This window comes from Sphingorhabdus sp. EL138 (assembly GCF_900258045.1).
Taxonomy (GTDB): domain Bacteria; phylum Pseudomonadota; class Alphaproteobacteria; order Sphingomonadales; family Sphingomonadaceae; genus Parasphingorhabdus.
The window spans coordinates 1,585,350-1,603,944 of sequence record NZ_OGVD01000004.1; the positions used below are offsets into that span (position 1 = coordinate 1,585,350).

The following is an 18,595-nucleotide window of genomic DNA, read 5'->3' on the forward strand; positions in this document are numbered from 1 at the left end:
CGCCTATCCTTTCGGCGACCAGAGAAGCGGTGTTAGCTCCGATACATCAACATCGCGGTGTTCATCCGGGACGACGCCCAGCATTGGCCCAATCCGTGGAACGACCTTGCGTACAACGGGCGCTGCGGTCCAGCCAGCCGTCCGTTGGAACCCGGTTTCCGCATTACCCTTGGGCTCATCCAGCATGGCAATCACAACATAGCGTGGATTGTCCATCGGGAAGGCGGCTGCAAATGTCGAAACAAGTGACGTCTTGTTGTAACCGCCATTGGATGGTTTTTCCGCAGACCCCGTCTTGCCGCCAATCCGGTAACCTGGCGCATCGGCTTTACGGCCCGTCCCGTTTGACACGATCATCCGCAGCAATTGCCGCATCCGCGCACTGGTCGCCGCCTTGAACACGCGGCGCCCTTCAGCTTCCTCGCCTGGTTCCACCTTAAGCAATGTCGCTGGCCGCCAGATACCGCCATTGACCAGGGCAGCATAAGAGCTGGCCAGATGCAGAGGCGTCACTGCGATTCCGTGACCATAGGCCACCGTCATATTGGTTACCCGTCCCCAACGTTGCGGCCAAAGCGGCTTTCCACGCTCCGCCAGCTCGATATGAGGCCGTTCATCAAAACCGAGCCGCCGGATCATGTGCTCCATGCGCTCCTTGCCCAGATTGTCCGCCAGTCGCGCGGTGACGATGTTGGAACTGTGCACCAGCGTTTCCGGCACGTTGAGATAACGGTTCTGACCATGATCATCCTTGATCTTAAAGCCTGCAACCTTAATCGGCTCTGTAGCATTGTAGCGCACGGCCAAGTCCGTGACTGTTCCGGCATCAAGCGCAGCAGCGACGGTCAAAGGTTTGAAAGTCGATCCCAGCTCAAACACGCTCTGTGTCACTTCATTAATCTGATATTTCATCGTCGCTTTGCGGATCTTGTTCGGGTCAAATACTGGCAAAGAGGCAAGCGCCATTACTTCGCCGGTATGGACATCCAGGACGATACCAGCAGCACCGCGCGCTTCGTGAGCCGTCATCGCGACCATTAGTTCACTTTCGAGCGCCGCCTGAACCCGGCTATCAATTGACAGGGCAGCCGGCTTGCCGCGAAGGCTTTCATCCTTCAAGCGGTCATTAAGTGCACGCTCCATACCCATAACGCCTTCGCTATCGGCATTGACATAACCCAAAACATGGGCCGCCAAATCACGCTGAGGATAAAGCCGTTCATTCTCTCGTGGAAATTCTATGCCGATCTCGCCAAGCGCATGGACCTGTCGCACTTCATTGGGCAACGCCCGACGGCGAAGGTAAGTCGGCCGAGAGCCCTTTAGCTTGGAAAGAAATTCTGCCTCCGTTGTATCAGGAAACAGATCAGCCAGTTGGCGCGCCAGCAATTCCTTGTCGCCGAGCACCCGTTCTGGCACCACGCGGATAGCGTAGCCTTTCATCGTTCGGGCCAACGGAACACCGTTGCGATCTACAATATCACCGCGCGCCGGAACAAAAGCCGAGCTCGACATGCTTGTTGGCTTGGCGTCCTCCAATATACTAAAGCTGATCAGGCGTCCGACAATAATCGTGAAAATCGCCAGAAACACGAGCAGCAACACCATCAAACGAAAGTGGGCGCTGGCTGCTACCTCCTTACTCTTCCCGGAAAACTGCATCTTTCTGCTGCTTGCCAGAAGAGTGGTCATTGAGCGCGGCTCCCCGCTTGTTCGGTATCTGCCCTGGCCGCGAGCTGTTTGATCAACCCGTCATCGAGCAGCTTGTCCTCCATATCAGCGACGCGCGCGGTTTTCGTTTCGCGCAATTCAGCCGCCGTGGGCTCTTCTCCGATATTGTCATCTTCCCCGTTTATCGCGACGGGTGACGCATCATTGCTGTCGCTATCGCGCACCTTGGCTGATGCCGTTGGAAAGACCGAACCGATTATGCCCGCTGGCGGAACCTTGTCCATGGTGCTGATGACAGCCACTTTAACCGGCTTGCGCAAATCCTTGCCACCCAGATTGGCGAGCGCCCGCTCTCCATCCAGATATTGCGAGGCGTTGGGAGATACATAGCCATATTCCAGTTTGTTCCAGTGCTCCAGCTGCCGCAAATTGGCGCGCGCACTAAACTCTGTTTCGAGATAGCGGATCTCTTTTTTGACCGACACAATCTTGCTGTCGGTCCGCGCAAGATCACTGCGTAGAGTGGCCACGCTGAGAGACAAGGGATAGAGCAGGATCGCGACGAGAAAAACTAGCGCCAGCCACCCGATACCTTCAAGACGTTTCACTGCCAGTTTCATTGCACGCCTCCTATCTTCGCATGGCTTGGTGCATCGGAACGCACCGCTGATCTGAGGGTGGCGGAGCGGGCTCGGGGATTAGAGACCTGCTCCGCCCCGGCCGGACGCACCAGTTTGGCTGGTTTATGAAAGGTGGGTGCCGGCCGTGTTTCGGAAACTTGAGGTAGATGGCGTGAACCAGCGGATTTTTGGCCGCTGCGATCACGCAGGAAATTTTTGACGATACGATCTTCAAGGCTGTGAAAGGTGACGATGGCAAGACGGCCACCTGGTTTCAGCAGTCGCTCCGCGGCGACCAAACCATCTTCCAGTTCACCAAGCTCGCGATTGATATGGATGCGAATGGCCTGAAAGGTCCGGGTTGCTGGGTCTTTCTTGTCGCCAGGCTTTTGACCCAAAGCTTTGCGAACGACGCTAGCCAGTTCGGAAGTGCGGGTTAGCGGGCGCGCATTGACTATCGCCTTGGCAATTTTCCGCGAACGCCGTTCTTCGCCATAGCGATAGATGACATCGGCAATCTCTTCTTCGTCCGCTTCGTTCAAAAAGTCTGCAGCGCTGGGGCCATCTTGCGACATACGCATGTCGAGTGGGCCGTCTTTCTGGAAAGAAAATCCGCGCTCCGCCTGATCCAGCTGCATAGAGGACACGCCAATATCCAGCGTGACACCATCAATATCCTCGCCATCCAGCACGTCGGCCATTTGCGAATAATAGCCATGGTGCAAGATCAGCTTGCCATCTGAAGCCGCAACCAATGACTGGCCGCTAGCAATAGCATCAGGGTCCTGATCGAAGCCATACACTTTGGCGCCAGCAGCAATCATCGCCATGCTGTATCCGCCAGCACCGAACGTACCATCGACATGCGTTTCGCCCGGGGTAATGGCGAGCGCATCGATGACTTCGTCAAGCAGGACGGGAATATGAGGCTTGGCTTGGGGTGCGACTTCATTTGGGGTCATTTCTTTTTCCCCAATTCGCTGAGATGAAATTCCACCAGACGCTTGTCCACGGGAACGTCGCTGGTTGTGTCGAGCAGCGCCTGTGGCGCCCATAGGCAAAATGTCTTGCCAATACCGTGGAAGAGGACGTTGTCTTTCAGGCCGCCAATGGCTTGCAGCATGGGCGGCAGGACAAAGCGGCCACTCGCATCAAAGCTGAGTTCTTGCAGGGTTGAGAATTTGCGGGCACCAGCGGCATCGCGGTCATAGGGTTCCGACCGCGCGATTGCGATTTCCTCTTCCTTGTCGATTTCCGCGAGCATGTCGATTTTGCGGCTGAGTCCAAAGCCGACCAGGCAGTCCCATTTTTCATGTTTGCCAAGACACAGAACGCGGCCGTCACTGCTGGCGATCAGGTCTTTACGCAGGAACGCAGGAACGGACAGGCGACCTTTGTCGTCTATCGCGGAAATTCCCGATCCTGAATAAGCGTAATTGCCTGACACAGCCTCAATCCCTCAACACTATCGAAAGGCAAATCTTTCCCGTGTGGAGAAGCGCGCAACGAACCACTCCCGAAAAACCAGAATTCCGGACAGGAAATTTACCCCGATAACGAAACAGGGTTAACAGGGGAGAGCTAGGGATGGAAGGGGATTTTACGGGATTTTGCGGGAATTTACGGAGTATTTTCTCTATCTATTTGATTTAATTGATTTTTATTTTACCCCCCTTTCGGTAGACGTCGCAAAAACTCGGATTAGTTGTTGGAAACACGGCAAATAAGTGGACTTCAGAGCAGGTGTGGCGCCAGAATCGAGTCTATTTTTGCAAATCAGCGATCAAACTGTCCGTCAATTCCCGTGCATCGCCCGTGTCTTCCCCAATCTGATTTGACCATAGAGCATCATTCAGAAAATCAGCGTCAGCGACGATAATCACTGCCCCCTTGCCGACGAAACAGCGTGCCATCACATTGCCAGCACTGAACGCACAGTCGGCATGACTGTCTTCACGCTCTGCCGCGGCCTTGAAAGTTCCGATACCGACAGTTGATATCCTGGCATTGGGAAATTCGAGTTCCACGCCGCCCGCTCCATCGCCATCAGGTGCCAGCAATTCGAGGCCCCAGTGCCCCAGCAAAGGGGATAGCAAACCGGACGTCAGTGGTCTGCGATTATCACCAATGGGAAATTCCGTGTGCCATACCAGCATCGGATCGGTCAGGATAATTGCCTTGCCGCCTGCCCGCACCCAGGCGTCAACCGCCGCGATGTCGGCCGGGTCCATTGCGGGTGGCTGGGCCAGCAAGATCAGATCGGTATCGGAATTTTCCAGCCCGGCAAAACTGTCCACTGCGGTCAAATCATGTTGCTGCTGCCAATGCGCATAAATCGGGGCTGGAGACGCTTCTCCCGAAACGATGCTCTTCATTGATGCGCCCTCGCCCCAGACAATCGGCAGACTGGTCATCAGCTGGATCTTGGCGGGGGCAGAATTCTCGTTCTGCAAATTGGTAGCTGCCGGACTACACTGCGAAAACAGTCCCAAGATTGCTGCGAGGGCCAAACACAAAGCAGTAACCCGCACCAATGACTATCGCTCCTGGTCCATAGGCGCTTCCAGCTTGGGATCGGGTTCCAGGTCAGGAACGACCTGCGCCCGGGAACCCGGTACGGTCGGTACAGGCTGAACCACCTCGTCTTCCGGCACCGGTGCGGGTGTAATACCCAGTTCCGCCAGTGGTTCGGCCGGAGCAGGCGCCGGTACAGGTGCAACTTCCTGAACCAGTTCCCTTGACCTGTCAGCCGCTTCAGCTTGGATTTCCTCAATTGCGGATTGTTCGTCACTGGCGCGCTGCAAGACAAAATTGGCGACGCTGACGAGCAAGAGGACTGCCACCAAGCCTACAACACCCACCTGAATACGCTGAACCGTATCTTGCCGGTTTGCAGTTTCTTTCTGTTCCTCACTCATCATCTTCAAGCCACGGGAAAACCGGCAATCCTTTCTCTCTTAGCCAATTGGCATTGTAGAGCGAGGACAGATAGCGAAAACCGGTGTCGCACAATATCGTGGCGACCTTGCTACCGGGACCAAGCTCTTTGCCAAGTGCAATAGCACCAGCTACATTAATCCCGGATGAGAGGCCAAGGCAAAGTCCTTCTTCCTGCAACAGGCGTTCGACCCATTTCATCCCTTCTTCATCGCTGATCCGATATTGCGTATCAATTGGTGCATCTTCCAGATTGCCTGTAATCCGTCCCTGCCCGATCCCCTCTGCAACGCTGCTGCCTTCGGATTTCAATTCACCATGCGCATAATAGTTGTACAGGGCTGCACCATGTGGATCAGCTAGTCCAATCTTCACTTTCTCATTCTTGGCTTTCAGGCCCATGCCCACGCCAGCGATCGTTCCGCCGGTCCCCGCTGCGCAAACGAAGCCATCGACCTTGCCATCGAGCTGTTTCCAGATTTCTTCCGCAGTCGTTTCAATATGCGCACGGCGGTTAGCGACATTGTCAAACTGGTTTGCCCAAACCGCGCCTTCTGTTTCTTCGGCAAGGCGGCGGCTGGTATGAACAAAATGCCCAGGATTGGCATAAGGTGCCGCAGGCACCAGAACCAACCTGGCTCCCAAGGCGCGAAGCGTGTCCATCTTTTCCCGGCTTTGAGTCTCCGGCATGACGATTGTTGTCTTGTAACCTTTGGCATTGGCAACGAGCGCGATTCCAATCCCGGTATTGCCAGCGGTACCTTCCACGATCATGCCACCGGGCTTTAACAGCCCGCGTTCCTCGGCATCCTGCACAATGAACAAAGCAGCACGGTCTTTCACCGAAGCGCCGGGATTGGCGAATTCACATTTGCCATAAATGTCGCATCCTGCCTCCGCGCTGGGGCCAGCAAGATGAACGAGCGGGGTGTTACCGATCAGGTCGAGCGTTTCATTCACTATATTCATGCGACCTTCCATAGTCCGCGTTGTCAATGGCGACAAGCGCGGACAATTTGCAGGGACCAAAGACCAGCTTTAGTGGCAGTGATTTGCTGTTGGACCGAAACACTCCTGAACGCTATTTGGAATCGATGGCAACGATTAATCTGAAGGTCCATTCTGCATGACTTACATCGATAAACTGGCATGGATCCATATTGTAGACAGAAATATTCTGAGTACCCGAACAAGAGGCAGGGACACCTATTATATCCCCGGCGGAAAGCGAGCAAACGATGAATCAGATGAAGACGCACTATACAGGGAGATAAAAGAAGAACTGTCTGTGGAGCTGCAAAAAGATGGTCTAAAATACATAGGTAAATTTGAAGCTCAGGCTCATGGAGCAGAGGAAGGCGTTACCGTACGTATGACCTGTTACGAAGGGCCCTACATGGGCACTCTCTCGCCAGACTCTGAGATTGCAGAAATGGTTTGGTTTGCACATTCAGATAGAGACAAAAGCTCTCGTGTCGACCAGATTATATTTGACTGGCTAAAGGATAAAGACCTGATCGACTGATTATTGCTGGCGATATCCAAGCACCGATAAACACTCGCCGACTTTGATGCCTTGGCATTAAGGACTCCCGTAAAACATTGCTACTAGTCAGGTCGCTCGGCCAGCAAAGCACGCACCAGAGGTTGCAAATTCTCGTCATAGCGGGCGAGCATCACGTGCTCTTCGGCCGTCTCAAAATGACTGACGAGCTGTTTGCCATTCCACCAGTGCAGTGCAATGGCCGGCGGGTCCGCGACAATCATATTGCGGCCATCGGGATTTTCAGGATCAATCGGTTCCAGGTCAAATGCAACCTGCGGTGCGGTGGACGCACAAATCGAGAGGTTTGTGCCTTCAAAAGACGTTGAAATATTCCGGTGCAGGTGGCCAGTAATCATACCCTTGATCTGGTCATGCCCTGCGATCGTTTCCGCCAGAACCGACACCCATGGCTCACGCGGATCGGTATTCATCCATGCAATACCCGATTCCACAGGAGGATGGTGCATGATGAGCAATGTCGGCTTGTCCGGTTTCTCGGCCAGTCTTTCAGCCAGCCATCGTGCGCGAATGTCGCAAAACGCGCCCCCGTGACGCCCCTCTTCCAGCGTATCCAGAAACAGCAAACGCAGCGGGCCATCATCAATCTCATATTGGACAAAGCCATCTGCTGAGGGCACGTCGGGAAACTGCTTTTGGAACGGGCCGCGCAGGTCATGATTGCCCAGACACATATAGACAGGAAACGGTAAGTCGGAAAAAGCCTGCTCCAGCCGCATGTAACTATCCTGATCACCGCGATCGACCAAGTCGCCCGTAGCGAGCAGAGCGTCGGGTCGCGGTGTCATCTCGCACAGGACCTTGAGCGCCTGATCGAGGCGCTTGCGGTTAAATTCCGACGGATTATCTGGGTCGAAACCGAGATGGATATCCGTTACCTGCGCCAAGATCATGGGCGCTTCCTCTCTGTTATGTCGCCTCTAACGACTGGCAATCTTCTTCTGCTTTCTTATCTTAACTGTCAGCTTGTCGGAAGGCTTAAGCACCTCATTGTCGTTCGCCATCTTGTCAGGCTTTTTCCGTTTGTCCTTCTGCTGCTCCTTGATCAGCCAGGGCGCGCCGTCATCGGCATGGTAATCATGACACATGGCGCAGCTCGATGGAACATCGGAGCTTTTCTGGAACTCGCCGCCATGACATTCACGGCAGGTTTTGATGCCGGGCAACAGCAGGTCACGCGCGTTGTCCGATGTCGTCGCTGCGTGGCAGGAGGTGCAATCCTCGTCATTATGCGCTTCATGGCTGAACCAGCCCTTGTGCATATAACGATCAGTCTGCGTTACCGGCTTGATACCATAGTCAACCCGTCCGCGCGCCGTCGGCGGCGTGACGCCATGGCAATCGAAACAGGCGCCGCCGCGTGAAAATACCTGCTGAATAGCCAGATTTGCCCGGCTTGGCCGGAACTGGACAGCACGCGCATAATCGCTTGCCACCCTGCTGTCATTTTCTGCGCCCGGACGCCGCCGCTTCATACCGCCAAGATTAATGGGCCGCGAAGGACCGGTGGAACGATAATAAGCGCGCAGGTCCGCACGCACCATATCGGGCTCGCCATGCCGCAATGTACGCACCGTGCTGCCAATTTCTTCAAAGGCAAGACTGTGGCACATCGCGCAGTCTTCCTCCATGTCCACGGGCTCAAACCGAACACCGTTCGAATCCGGCGTATGGCAGTCTGCACAGACCAGCGAATCGCCAAAACCAAATTTCGCCGACAGCCGCCGCCCCATTTGCGCGACCCCGCCGGTTTTTGACATATGCACATCATGCGGGAATTTCAGACCATTATATTCAGTGGGCTTCTCATCGAGTGAAACCCGCTTGCGAGGTGGATTTTTGCCGCCAGGCTGGACCAGCAAAGCAGGACGAAACTGCGGGTGTGAAATCCCGAAATCTGACGCATTTTCAAGCTCTGTATCGGTCAAACGCCCGTCCATTCCCTCGTGACAATCCGCGCAGAATTTTTGCGCAGTAGGTTCCATAGCACCTGCCCCCTCATGCTCGGTGTGACATTCGACACACCTGCCGGGTGGCTTATTAAAGGCTGACGCAAAAGCCGCACCTACCTTGGCAAAGCCCTCCGGCTCGCCCATGGCTGTCAGCAGGCGGTCTTTTTTGGCATGATCATGTGCGTCATCTTCATGACAGTTCATGCAGGTTTTGTCTGTGACAGTCACAAAGGCATCGACATGGCAGGCCTGACAATCACCTTCCAGGCTGTGATGTGCATCGCTCAAAGCACCCGATGACCACATGGTATCGGCATGGAATCCTTCCGGCCGCTCTTCGACGCCGCGATAGGTGGCCCATGTGTAGATCGGCCAGATCAGAAACGCGGCAAGCATAAGTCCGACAAAACCCCAAGCGCTGACCCGTTTACCGGGCAGCAGGCCTTTCAATGTGTAGAGCGCGCCCTCGTCCCGCTCTTGTGCGGAATCCGAAAGCGCCTCGACCCGTTTGACGGTCAGGATCACGTCTTCTTCGTCTTGACTGACCGCTATGACATGGCCGCCAAAACCAATTTCAGCACCGGCGCCGGGATCAATGGTTGCGGACATCTGGTCGCGGCCATCAACCGAGAATTTCTGGCCCGAGATACTTTCAATCTCAATCTGGCCGTCTTCAAGCTGGCGAATGACCGCATGGTCGGGATTGACGGCCAGGTCTGGCAGATGGATCGCATTTGCCGTATTACGGCCGATCCCGATTTCAGCATCCGTGAACGGATTGGAGCGGATAATCTCGCGCCCATCAGCGGTGACGGCAATCTGGCGAACGATAAAGGTCATGCTGCTATCTCCCGCCTACCAGTAAAAGAAAACGCTGATGATATGCGCCGACAGCGACGCGATCAGGGCGAAGGTCATCGGTACATGAATGAACAACCAGACCTGCAGCAGCGCTTTCAGCCGAAGATGGCGGCGGACGCGCGCGAGCGTCGCTTCCTTTTTCTCAAGCAGCGCATCAACCTTGTCGAGCGGATCATCCCCGCCCATGCGAGGCTGATAAGCGCGTTCTCGCCGCAAATCAGCCTGCGCAGCGCGGGTAGCGCAATTGGGATATTTGCCGGATACCCGTTTCAGAAAACCGCCGCCGAAGGGATCCTGTTCCAGTGATTGCAGCACTAAGGCCGCGTGTTCGGCTGACAATGGCTGTGCCGCTTCATGCAATTGCCGGTCGAGCGAGCGCAGGCTTTCCAGCATCTGCGTCTCGGTCATCTCGTCGCGATTGTTGGACAGCGCCTGCGGAATGGTTGCGTAGAAATAGATGCCGACAATGCCAGAGATGATCACGATCATCATGAAGGCATAGGTGGCCGTATGGATGTTCCAGCCAAACTGGAAACCGGTGTGCAATGTGCCGATGACAATCAGGCTGAGGCCGAGATAGATATGCGCCGAGGTCCAAGCCTTGAGCGACCATTTGCCCGAGGTCATTGCCCGCTTGCGGACACCAAGCATGGTGAGCCACAGGATGAGCCCGGCCCCGATCGTGCCGAGCGTATAGCCATACCAGCTGCCGCCATTATGGCGCGGCGAGACGTCGATGAAGAGATAGCTGACAATGGATAGCAGCATGATGAAAGAGGCAATTTTCAGCCATTTATAGCCAGCATGTTTTAGAAAACCGTCATGCATGGCGACTTTCTTTTTCGCGACATCACCGGGAACAGGAACAGAGGCCATTATGCGTCCTCCTGCTCTAGCTTGGCGACGGTGAGGAATTCTTCTGGCGCGACACGGATCGCGGCACCGGTGGGACAGGCGCGGACACAGGCCGGGCCGCCGTTGATACCGGCGCACATATCACACTTGATCGCTTTCTTGGGTTTCTCGACATCGGGATCGCTATTTGCTGCGGCCCATTGCTTGTCGGGCTCACCGGGACCCGGCCCACTACCGAAGAACAGCCAGCTCAGCAGGCCGGGTTTCTTCGGCGGCACCTTGTCCATGCGGATCACGCCATAGGGGCAATAACGCTGGCAATTGCCGCAACCGATGCAAGTGTCATCAATAAACACTTCGCCGTCCGCACCGCGGTGGATCGCATCGGGCGGGCAATCGGACATGCAATGCGGATGCTCGCAGTGCCGGCAGCTTGTCGGGACGTGCAGATGTGCATAGGTCCGGCCTGCTTCCCGGTCGAGACGGGACAGACCTTCATGGCTGTCGGCACAAGCTTTCTCGCAATTATCGCAGCCGACGCATAGATTCTCGTCGATAAGCAAAACATCGGTCGCTTCACCGATACCATTGTCGACGAGGAAATTGGCAACACCAGAATACATGTCGACAACGCCGGAGAAGCTGTCTTTTTTTGCCTCGACAAAGGCATTCACATCCTGACGAGAGGCCATTTCCTGCTTGGCCTTGCGCATCAGGTCGGGATGCTTGTCGAGGACCTTCTTAAAGGCATCGCCGTTGATCTTGATGACTTCCGACTTGATCGCCGCCTTTACAGTCGCGGTCCGCATGCCGCCCGCGATCAGGGTCATTTCCCCGACGTAAGAACCTGCTGGCAGATAGGACAGGAACACCGGCTTGCCACCAATTTCCTTTTCCACGACCATCGATCCCACGCGAATGACGTAGATATCATTGCCCGCGCTGCCTTCCTCAATAATCGCTTCGCCTGCCCTGACATTCATAATCTCGCTGCTCTCGACAACCTCAGAGATATCGTCTTTGGTCAGGCCGGAACCAAACATCTGCAGCAACTGGCGTTCCGTGGAGATGCGCGTGATAGCGCGCTTGGCAGCTGGCACCGAGGCCTGCAGTTTCAACGCCGCCGTGCGGGAAATCTCTACAACGATCAGGTCTTCAGCCGCGTTAATGGTCGCACCGCGGCGGCGACCGGAAATCAGGCCTACTTCGCCGAAAATCGATCCCTCCTCAATGGGCACCGTGATCGACGGGTCATTGGGATCAATTTCCACCGCCACCGAACCTTCCGCAATGGCGAACAGCGATGAGCCCGGTTCATTCTTCTCGAAAGCCACCTCGCCGCGACGATAACGGCGCGGTTCGCTGTCGAGCATGAACTCCCGCATCTGCAGTGATGATAGCTCGTTAAGAATAGTGACCCGCTCCCGGAAAAATTCCAGCCACTCATCGACCGACTTGCCACCGGGCAGGTCTGCAAATTTCTTCTCGAGTATTGGCTCATCCGCTGGCTTCAGGTCTTTGTTACCGTTGATAAATTCAATGACGTCATAGCCCTGGTTCATACAGTGCTTGATCAGTGGATAGCCAGCCAGCGCACCGATGACATAAATGCCCTTCTTCGTGCTTTCGAAAGCCGGGGTCAGCTTGGGATAAGCCTCCCGATCTTCGCTGGTAAATTCAATTCCGCATTCTTCGACAAATTTGCGCGGCGGTGCTGATCCCATGCGTGCAATGATCCGGTCGCACTTGATTGTTTCTTGCCCATCGCGGGTTTCGAGCACCAGCTCACCATCCTTGACTTCCGCAGGGGTTGTCTCGGTACGGACATCTACCTTGCCCTGCTCGCCGGCTTCCATCAACAGCTTCACGTTGGCCTTTTTTGCACGCGCAAATTCCGGCGAGCGATTGAGGATCGTGACAATATTATTCTGAGCCGCATCGGCCGCCAGACCCAGCGCATTCTCAATCCCGGCATCGCCGGAGCCGATCACGGTAATATGCTCGTCATAATATTCGCCGGGGTCATCCAACTGATATTGCACCAGCTTGTTATCACCGCCGGGACAGCGCATCAGGTTCGGATTGCCCTGCGTCCCAATCGCCATGACGATCGTTTCCGCCATCACTTTATCACCGTTTTTCAACGTGATAGTGAAGTTTCCTTCGTCTCCTTCGATCTTCACCGGTTCGGCATTAAACTGGACATTGACCTCGCAAGCCGCGGTCTGCTTGTCCCAGATCTCCAGTATGGCTTCGCGCTTGCCCGCGTCAAAATCCATGTCCGAACGCAGCACCAGTTGGCTCGGCGTCGCCATGACATGCTTGCCTTTTTGATATTTGTAGATGGTGTCGGAAAGATGGTCAGTCTTTTCCAGCAGCACATGTTTCAGCTTCAACTGTGCGGCACGGCCAGCAGCACTCATGCCCGCTGGTCCCGATCCCACGATCACCACTCGAAACTTGTCCGCCACGCGCTTCTTCCCCCTTTTGCCCTTCTTGGCCCAACGCTCCCTCATGCGTTAACGGACCAATGCGGCAAGTTTTCCGGCTCTAGCGCGACCCCAAAAGACTTAACTTACCAGCATCTTACCAAAAAGCTTTTGATATGCCAGTGGAAAATATCACAGTTTGAACCGCTTTGGTCACTATCGAAAATCTGAAACAAAATGCTTGTCAAAGCGGTACAGTTTACGACAATGCGAGGCGATCAACTGGGTCGCACCAGTTAAGGAACGGGTTTTAGAGATGAGCGAGCCACAAGAAACAGCACCATCCGGCAAAAAGGCGACCGGCAATATCAGTCGTATTGCCCTGATATCTGCCGCCGTCCTGGCAATCGGAGCGGTTGGTGTGCAGGTCTATCGCGGCATGGACGCCGCTGGATCAGGCAGCAGCGCGGATACCCAAGCGGCGTCTGGTGAAACCGAAACGGCGCCCAGTGTCGATGAAGTCATCGCCGGCCTTGAAAAAAAGCTTCAGGATGACCCCGAAGATGCTGAAAGCTGGCGCATGCTGGGTTGGAGCTATTTCGAAACCGAAAAATATGCCGAATCCGCCACGGCGATGAAACGCGCGACAACGCTTGATCCTGATAATGCCGAATATTGGTCAATGCTGGGCGAAGCGCTGGTCATGTCAAGCGACGGGCAGCAGGTGCCCGGCGATGCCGCGGATGCGTTCAGAAAGGCGCTGGCCATTGACAAGAGTGATCCGCGCGCGCGCTATTTCCTTGCAGTTCAGAAAGATATTTCCGGCGATCACAAGGGCGCCATCAATGACTGGTTCGCGTTGCTCGAAGACACGCCGGCAGATGCGCCTTATGCCGCAGATATTCGCCGCGTGATCGGACAGGTTGCCGAAAAGGAAAATATCGACGTGGCCGCGCGGCTCGCCAAGGTGACGCCAGCAGCGCCCACGGGCGGCATTTCAACCGACGGTCCGCAAGTTGCTACCGCAGCTATCCCCGGCCCCAGCCGCCAGCAAATGCAAGAGGCCGCCGCCTTGCCCGCCGGTCAGCAGGAAGCAATGATCGCCAATATGGTCGATGGCCTTGATCAACGGCTGCAATCCAACCCCAATGACGCCAATGGCTGGATCATGCTGATGCGCAGCCGCATGCAACTGGGTCAAACTGCCAAAGCCAAAAAGGCGCTGGCCGACGGATTGGCGGCGTTCAAGAATGATGGTGCAGAGGCCAAACGGATTCGCGAGGCGGGAATGGCCTTGGGCGTTGGGGGCTAAACGCCCGCATCAAGTCTGCAAGCAAGCCAATATCAAAAAGATCACGCAAAGATACCAAGCTGCCAAGTTGTCCCTCCTCGGCGACTGTGTATCTTCACGTGACCTCTCTCCCGAAACTATAACGCTAGTTCGCCGCTATAGCTTGATACCCAAACCAACACCGACCACGATCGGGTCAAGATTGATCTTTACCCGCTGCGTTCCGGCAGCCGTCGTCCGCAGCGTCGCTGTGGTGTCAACGTCAAGATATTTAACGTCAACATTGAACGTAAATCGGTCATTGATGGGAATATCGAAACCGGCCTGCAATGCGTAACCGAAGCTGCTTTTCAGGCTGACATCCGTCTCACCCACCGCCGCTTCCAGCGCATCCGAAGCATTTTCGTTATAGAACATCGTGTAGTTGATACCGGCTCCGATATAGGGGCGGATCGCTGCATCAGGCGCAAAATGATATTGTGCCGTCAGGGTTGGCGGCAGCACCCAGGTCGATGCCAGACGCCCGATCCCGCCGGTCGTTCCCGACACACCGCTTGCACTGTGCTTGGTCGTCGCGGCGATCAACTCGAACCCGATATTGTCGGTCGCCATATAGGTAATATCAACTTCCGGAGCGGGACTGTTATCCACGCTGACCTGCTCACCGGGAAAGGCCGGCAAAATAGAGCCGCTTTCCTCACTTGGCATTACGTTAATGGCCCGAACGCGGACTATTATGTCACCCTGTTCAGCAAAGGCCGGTACAGAGCTGATCGCCATGCCTGATACCGCTGCCAGCGCCAAAAATTTCACTGTCTTACGCATTGGAAAAATCCTTCTTACTTAGTCCCCAATGGTGGTTAGGGAGAGCCAGAAGGAGCTGCATTGATCCAACGCAACGAATGTTTTGACCTAGGTCAATGGAACGGTGGACCAGTTTTTCGCTGTCCTACAGGGTGCTGGTTGCGGTATGATGGACGTCGGTTTTTTTTGACAACTGAATAGATCGGATATCCCCGCGCACGGGATGAGAATTGTGTGAACTTTGGTATATTGTGGCCGAAAAGAAAGACCCCATAGGGATCCGTAAACATTGTAAACTTCACGGAATTGGGCCTGAGATGCAGCGGGTGTGATTTGTGTGAACTTTGGAATAGTGTTTCACACCAAAAACGCTCAAAAGGACTGTGCACACAATGTAAACTTCGCAGGTTTTCCGGTGTTCTTCCTCTCCCCTTGAGGGAGAGGGGGATAGCGCCTATCGAAACAGGGGCTCGCCGAAACTCCGCAATTTACGGCTATGCAAGGTACCGGCATCGGCCTCTTGGGCCAGCAGATCGATTGTCCGTAAACCAATGGCCAGATGCTGCCCGACCCGTTCCTGATAGAAAGCATCGGCCATACCGGGCAGTTTGATTTCCCCGTGCAGGGGCTTGTCCGACGCACAAAGCAAGGTTCCGTAAGGTACACGATAACGATAGCCATTGGCCGCGACGGTTGCGGATTCCATGTCGATGGCGATGGCGCGCGACTGGTTCAGGCGTTTCGCAATCTGCTCAAAACGCAGCTCCCAGTTGCGGTCGCCAGTGGTAACGACTGTCCCGGTGCGCAAATGCTGTTTGAGTTGCGACTGGTCAATGCCAGTTTCTTCCTGCACCGCCTTGGTCAGCGCCAGTTGCACCTCGGCGATGGTCGGCAGCGGGATGCTCGGCGGCAAAACGTCATCGAGAACATTGTCATCACGCAAATAAGCGTGCGCCAGGACATAGTCGCCCAGTCGCTGCGTCCGGCGCAGCGCTCCACAGTGACCGATCATCAGCCAGACATGCGGGCGCAAGACGGCCAGATGATCAGTAATCGTCTTCGCATTGGAAGGACCGACACCCATATTGACCAAAGTGACACCCGGGCGGCCATCTTTACGGACCAGATGATAGGCCGGCATTTGCGGTGGTTTTGCAATTGGTGGACAGGATGGTTTGCCATCGGCACCCGTGACACGGTTGCCTGGCTCAACCAGCATTTCTGCCTTGCCGGACTTCACCTCTTCCAGACCAAATTCGATAAACTCATCCACGTAGCGCTGATAGTTGGTAAATAATATGAAGGGCTGGAAATATTCCGGATCGGTCGCGCAATAATGGCGGATACGGTGGAGCGAATAGTCCACCCGCTCGGCGGTGAAGAGGGACAGCGCGCTATCGACGTGATCCTGAAAAATCTGGCCGCCATCGACGATCTCGTCATTGGTCTTGACCAGATTGGGTGTGTGGAAATGATTGGGCAACGCATCTTTGCGATCCCGATCGAGCCCGCCAGCGGCATTTTCAATGGCGAAGGCCAATGGGATCGGTGTGTCGGACAGTCCAACATGGATTTTTGCTGTGAACACCCGGTTGATCCGCTCCAGCTGGTCGAGCAAATAGCGGCGATAGAGTTTCGGCTGACTAATCGTCGTGCTGTAGCAATTTATGTCGGAAATCCGGCCAGAAGCCAGATTGCTGGTTTCGGTGGCCTGATCGGCTGGAATTTCGACCGAAATCATAGGGTAAACGCCCTGTTCGCGGTCGCCGTCAGACAAGTCGCCTTTGGCATAGCGAGCAAAACGCGCGGTAATCAGGTCAATTTGTTCTTGGTAGAGTTTTTCGAGAAGAGCGACGGCCTCTGCCGGGCTGTCGCATAGCGCCAAGGATTGGCGTGGGGAAGAAGTTGTCATGTAGTCTCCGTTTACAGTTACGGGCCTGTAGCGGAAAATTGCGCAAAAGGGAAAAACTAAGTGCGGGAAAGTTCAAGAAATTGAGCGGCCACCAGGAATTCGGCCTCTTTGATCGCCCGGTTTTGAGTCGCAAGATCATCCTTGCCCCATTGCTCTTCCTGCCAAAGTTCTTCGAGATTCATCAGCGGCCAAAGAGCGTCCGTGTCATATGCGCCTTCGATTAATGCCAAAATTGCAACCAGCGAACCGGCAAGCCCCACCAGCGAAAGCATGGCGGCAAGCGTAAAATCATCTTGCGCCTCGACGGCTTCGGACAGCCGGGCGATCGTTTGCTCTGACTGTGACTTATGCATTATGCCGCGGGTCAGAACAAAACTGATATCATAACGGGTCCGTGCCCAATCGAGCAGCGGGTCCCATTTTTCGGCCTGATGATCAGCCAAGGCCTGCTGGCTATCATCGCCGCGATAATAGAGCATGTCGCTGTCCGAAAAAGCGGCGATGCGTCCAACAATACGCTCCCGTTCGTGGGTGACCTGGTCCAGCGCGCCTTGAGCCAGCGCAGTGAGAGGCATTGTGGCCGGGTCAATCTCTTCACCTTGCGCAGCCCATTCCTCCGCAATCGCTTCAGCCAGTTGCGAAGCGGGAAGATGGAGCGGGTTACGCGCCGGGGTTTTAACCGGGCGACCGTCCAGGTGGATTGCAAAACTACCATCGACCGCAACGCTAGCAGCCTGTTTATAGAATTTTTTCATCAGCCGCTTCTTTCTCGGCTTCTTCTGTAACCTGCCGCTTGACGAAAGATCGCACCATTACAAAAGGGATTACCCAGGTTTGCGCAAGCCCCAGAACTATCAGCACATAGCCAACCGGGGCTGGAATGCCGGCCAGTCTGCCCAGCGCGATGGCTATGCCCAACATCAATATCGCAATGCCAAGCAAACGAATGATACTAACCATGAAATGCAGTGTCTTGGCCTGCTTTTCCTTTGCCGGGTCAGCGACATAAATCGGATCGTCATATTTTTCCGGTGGCTTGGTCATTGGCTCAAAGTCTCGTATAGTTCATCCATGGTCTCGGCCACGATATGGGCGCCCGCTGTCAGCAATTCGTGACTGTCATGATAGCCCCAATCAACGCCAATTGGCCGCACGCCAGCGTTAACACCCATTTCCATGTCGAAGCTGGTATCGCCAATCATAGCTGTGGTTTCCGCTGCGGCGCCGGCTTCGGATATCGCAAGCTCCACCATGGCAGGGTGCGGTTTGGAAGGATGCCGGTCGGCGGTCTGCAAGGTCACAAACCGGTCCATCAGCCCATGCACTTCCAGAACATGGTTAAGTCCCCGATCGGATTTTCCGGTCGCCACGCCCAGCATCCAGCCATCGCGTTCAAGTCGATCGATCAATCCGATCAGGCCGTCATAAAGCGGTTCCTGTACTGCACCATCCTCCCGCATCTTGAAAAAGCCGTCGCGATAAGACTGGGTGACAGCAGCAACCAAGGCATTTTCCTGATCCGGCAATAGCTGACGAACAGCTTCCTGCAGGCTCAAACCAACAATTCGGCGCGTCTTGTGATGGTCCGGTGGAGTCAAACCGTGCGCAAGGAAAGCCTGATCCATCGAAGCACAAATATTCGCCTGGCTATCGACCATTGTGCCATCACAATCGAACAGGGCCAGCTTGTTCATGCCAC

Annotated in this window: 18 protein-coding genes; 2 read left to right on the forward strand and 16 right to left on the reverse strand. The window is 55.1% G+C overall.

All coding sequences use genetic code 11. The features are described 5' to 3' along the window. Positions 1–3 precede the first annotated feature (3 nt). From DK507_RS17570 to DK507_RS17600, 7 genes are all read right to left on the reverse strand, one after another. A complete protein-coding gene (locus DK507_RS17570) occupies positions 4–1,692 on the reverse strand; it encodes a penicillin-binding protein 2 (protein WP_109357575.1) in 1,689 nt (562 codons plus the stop codon). Then, positions 1,689–2,291 (reverse strand): hypothetical protein, encoded by a 603-nt coding sequence (locus DK507_RS17575; protein ID WP_109357576.1) that lies wholly within the window; start codon positions 2,289–2,291, stop codon positions 1,689–1,691. The genes DK507_RS17570 and DK507_RS17575 overlap by 4 nt, the downstream gene beginning before the upstream one ends. Continuing rightward, positions 2,288–3,253: a 16S rRNA (cytosine(1402)-N(4))-methyltransferase RsmH gene (rsmH, locus tag DK507_RS17580; protein ID WP_109357577.1), complete on the reverse strand. Its 966-nt coding sequence runs from the start codon at positions 3,251–3,253 to the stop codon at positions 2,288–2,290. The genes DK507_RS17575 and rsmH overlap by 4 nt, the downstream gene beginning before the upstream one ends. Then, positions 3,250–3,738: a division/cell wall cluster transcriptional repressor MraZ gene (locus DK507_RS17585; protein WP_109357578.1), complete on the reverse strand. Its 489-nt coding sequence runs from the start codon at positions 3,736–3,738 to the stop codon at positions 3,250–3,252. The genes rsmH and DK507_RS17585 overlap by 4 nt, the downstream gene beginning before the upstream one ends. A gap of 316 nt (positions 3,739–4,054) precedes the next feature. Next, a complete protein-coding gene (locus tag DK507_RS17590) occupies positions 4,055–4,705 on the reverse strand; it encodes a hypothetical protein (RefSeq protein ID WP_162559118.1) in 651 nt (216 codons plus the stop codon). A gap of 123 nt (positions 4,706–4,828) precedes the next feature. Beyond that, on the reverse strand, positions 4,829–5,212 hold the full coding sequence (locus tag DK507_RS17595; RefSeq protein ID WP_162559119.1) for a hypothetical protein: 384 nt from the start codon (positions 5,210–5,212) through the stop codon (positions 4,829–4,831). Then, positions 5,202–6,197 (reverse strand): cysteine synthase A, encoded by a 996-nt coding sequence (locus DK507_RS17600; protein WP_109357581.1) that lies wholly within the window; start codon positions 6,195–6,197, stop codon positions 5,202–5,204. Before DK507_RS17600 ends, DK507_RS17595 begins: the two co-directional genes overlap by 11 nt. A 157-nt stretch (positions 6,198–6,354) precedes the next feature. Between DK507_RS17600 and DK507_RS17605 the strand changes: the two genes are divergently transcribed. Further along, complete coding sequence (locus DK507_RS17605; protein ID WP_109357582.1) at positions 6,355–6,753, forward strand: NUDIX domain-containing protein; 399 nt, start codon at positions 6,355–6,357, stop codon at positions 6,751–6,753. 83 nt (positions 6,754–6,836) lie between these two features. On the opposite strand, the gene DK507_RS17610 is transcribed toward DK507_RS17605, so the two are convergent. From DK507_RS17610 to DK507_RS17625, 4 genes are read right to left on the reverse strand one after another with little or no spacing between them, the layout of a single operon-like run. Beyond that, complete coding sequence (locus DK507_RS17610; RefSeq protein ID WP_109357583.1) at positions 6,837–7,685, reverse strand: phosphodiesterase; 849 nt, start codon at positions 7,683–7,685, stop codon at positions 6,837–6,839. A gap of 27 nt (positions 7,686–7,712) precedes the next feature. Beyond that, positions 7,713–9,584 (reverse strand): cytochrome c3 family protein, encoded by a 1,872-nt coding sequence (locus DK507_RS17615; RefSeq protein WP_109357584.1) that lies wholly within the window; start codon positions 9,582–9,584, stop codon positions 7,713–7,715. Between the two features lie 15 nt (positions 9,585–9,599). Beyond that, positions 9,600–10,481 carry a hypothetical protein gene (locus DK507_RS17620; protein ID WP_109357585.1) on the reverse strand — a complete coding sequence of 294 codons (882 nt, stop codon included), beginning with the start codon at positions 10,479–10,481 and terminating at the stop codon, positions 9,600–9,602. Beyond that, positions 10,481–12,931 (reverse strand): NAD(P)-binding domain-containing protein, encoded by a 2,451-nt coding sequence (locus DK507_RS17625; RefSeq protein WP_301950673.1) that lies wholly within the window; start codon positions 12,929–12,931, stop codon positions 10,481–10,483. The genes DK507_RS17620 and DK507_RS17625 overlap by 1 nt, the downstream gene beginning before the upstream one ends. 274 nt (positions 12,932–13,205) lie before the next feature. Between DK507_RS17625 and DK507_RS17630 the strand changes: the two genes are divergently transcribed. Further along, positions 13,206–14,201 (forward strand): tetratricopeptide repeat protein, encoded by a 996-nt coding sequence (locus DK507_RS17630; protein WP_109357587.1) that lies wholly within the window; start codon positions 13,206–13,208, stop codon positions 14,199–14,201. 135 nt (positions 14,202–14,336) lie between these two features. Here DK507_RS17630 and DK507_RS17635 read toward each other — a convergent pair whose 3' ends face one another. From DK507_RS17635 to DK507_RS17655, 5 genes are all read right to left on the reverse strand, one after another. Beyond that, the gene (locus tag DK507_RS17635) at positions 14,337–15,005 is read right to left on the reverse strand and encodes an OmpW family protein (protein WP_109357588.1); all 669 of its coding nucleotides are present in this window, start codon (positions 15,003–15,005) and stop codon (positions 14,337–14,339) included. A 433-nt stretch (positions 15,006–15,438) separates the two neighbouring features. Further along, positions 15,439–16,896, reverse strand: a complete 1,458-nt coding sequence (locus DK507_RS17640) for an AMP nucleosidase (RefSeq protein ID WP_109357589.1) — start codon at positions 16,894–16,896, stop codon at positions 15,439–15,441. Between the two features lie 56 nt (positions 16,897–16,952). Continuing rightward, entirely contained in the window at positions 16,953–17,651 is a 699-nt protein-coding gene (locus DK507_RS17645; RefSeq protein ID WP_109357590.1) for an ATP12 family chaperone protein, read from the reverse strand. Then, a complete protein-coding gene (locus tag DK507_RS17650) occupies positions 17,635–17,940 on the reverse strand; it encodes a hypothetical protein (protein WP_109357591.1) in 306 nt (101 codons plus the stop codon). Before DK507_RS17650 ends, DK507_RS17645 begins: the two co-directional genes overlap by 17 nt. Next, positions 17,937–18,590 carry an HAD-IA family hydrolase gene (locus DK507_RS17655; protein ID WP_109357766.1) on the reverse strand — a complete coding sequence of 218 codons (654 nt, stop codon included), beginning with the start codon at positions 18,588–18,590 and terminating at the stop codon, positions 17,937–17,939. Before DK507_RS17655 ends, DK507_RS17650 begins: the two co-directional genes overlap by 4 nt. Positions 18,591–18,595 lie beyond the last annotated feature (5 nt).

What these genes read in the sequence shown, in the direction of transcription:
- DK507_RS17570 (WP_109357575.1), bottom strand. Translation starts at nt 1,692, where the DNA reads ATGACCACTCTTCTGGCAAGCAGCAGAAAGATGCAGTTTTCCGGGAAG.
- DK507_RS17575 (WP_109357576.1), bottom strand. Translation starts at nt 2,291, where the DNA reads ATGAAACTGGCAGTGAAACGTCTTGAAGGTATCGGGTGGCTGGCGCTA.
- rsmH (WP_109357577.1), bottom strand. Translation starts at nt 3,253, where the DNA reads ATGACCCCAAATGAAGTCGCACCCCAAGCCAAGCCTCATATTCCCGTC.
- DK507_RS17590 (WP_162559118.1), bottom strand. Translation starts at nt 4,705, where the DNA reads ATGACCAGTCTGCCGATTGTCTGGGGCGAGGGCGCATCAATGAAGAGC.
- DK507_RS17595 (WP_162559119.1), bottom strand. Translation starts at nt 5,212, where the DNA reads ATGATGAGTGAGGAACAGAAAGAAACTGCAAACCGGCAAGATACGGTT.
- DK507_RS17600 (WP_109357581.1), bottom strand. Translation starts at nt 6,197, where the DNA reads ATGAATATAGTGAATGAAACGCTCGACCTGATCGGTAACACCCCGCTC.
- DK507_RS17605 (WP_109357582.1), top strand. Translation starts at nt 6,355, where the DNA reads ATGACTTACATCGATAAACTGGCATGGATCCATATTGTAGACAGAAAT.
- DK507_RS17610 (WP_109357583.1), bottom strand. Translation starts at nt 7,685, where the DNA reads ATGATCTTGGCGCAGGTAACGGATATCCATCTCGGTTTCGACCCAGAT.
- DK507_RS17615 (WP_109357584.1), bottom strand. Translation starts at nt 9,584, where the DNA reads ATGACCTTTATCGTTCGCCAGATTGCCGTCACCGCTGATGGGCGCGAG.
- DK507_RS17620 (WP_109357585.1), bottom strand. Translation starts at nt 10,481, where the DNA reads ATGGCCTCTGTTCCTGTTCCCGGTGATGTCGCGAAAAAGAAAGTCGCC.
- DK507_RS17630 (WP_109357587.1), top strand. Translation starts at nt 13,206, where the DNA reads ATGAGCGAGCCACAAGAAACAGCACCATCCGGCAAAAAGGCGACCGGC.
- DK507_RS17635 (WP_109357588.1), bottom strand. Translation starts at nt 15,005, where the DNA reads ATGCGTAAGACAGTGAAATTTTTGGCGCTGGCAGCGGTATCAGGCATG.
- DK507_RS17640 (WP_109357589.1), bottom strand. Translation starts at nt 16,896, where the DNA reads ATGACAACTTCTTCCCCACGCCAATCCTTGGCGCTATGCGACAGCCCG.
- DK507_RS17645 (WP_109357590.1), bottom strand. Translation starts at nt 17,651, where the DNA reads ATGAAAAAATTCTATAAACAGGCTGCTAGCGTTGCGGTCGATGGTAGT.
- DK507_RS17650 (WP_109357591.1), bottom strand. Translation starts at nt 17,940, where the DNA reads ATGACCAAGCCACCGGAAAAATATGACGATCCGATTTATGTCGCTGAC.
- DK507_RS17655 (WP_109357766.1), bottom strand. Translation starts at nt 18,590, where the DNA reads ATGAACAAGCTGGCCCTGTTCGATTGTGATGGCACAATGGTCGATAGC.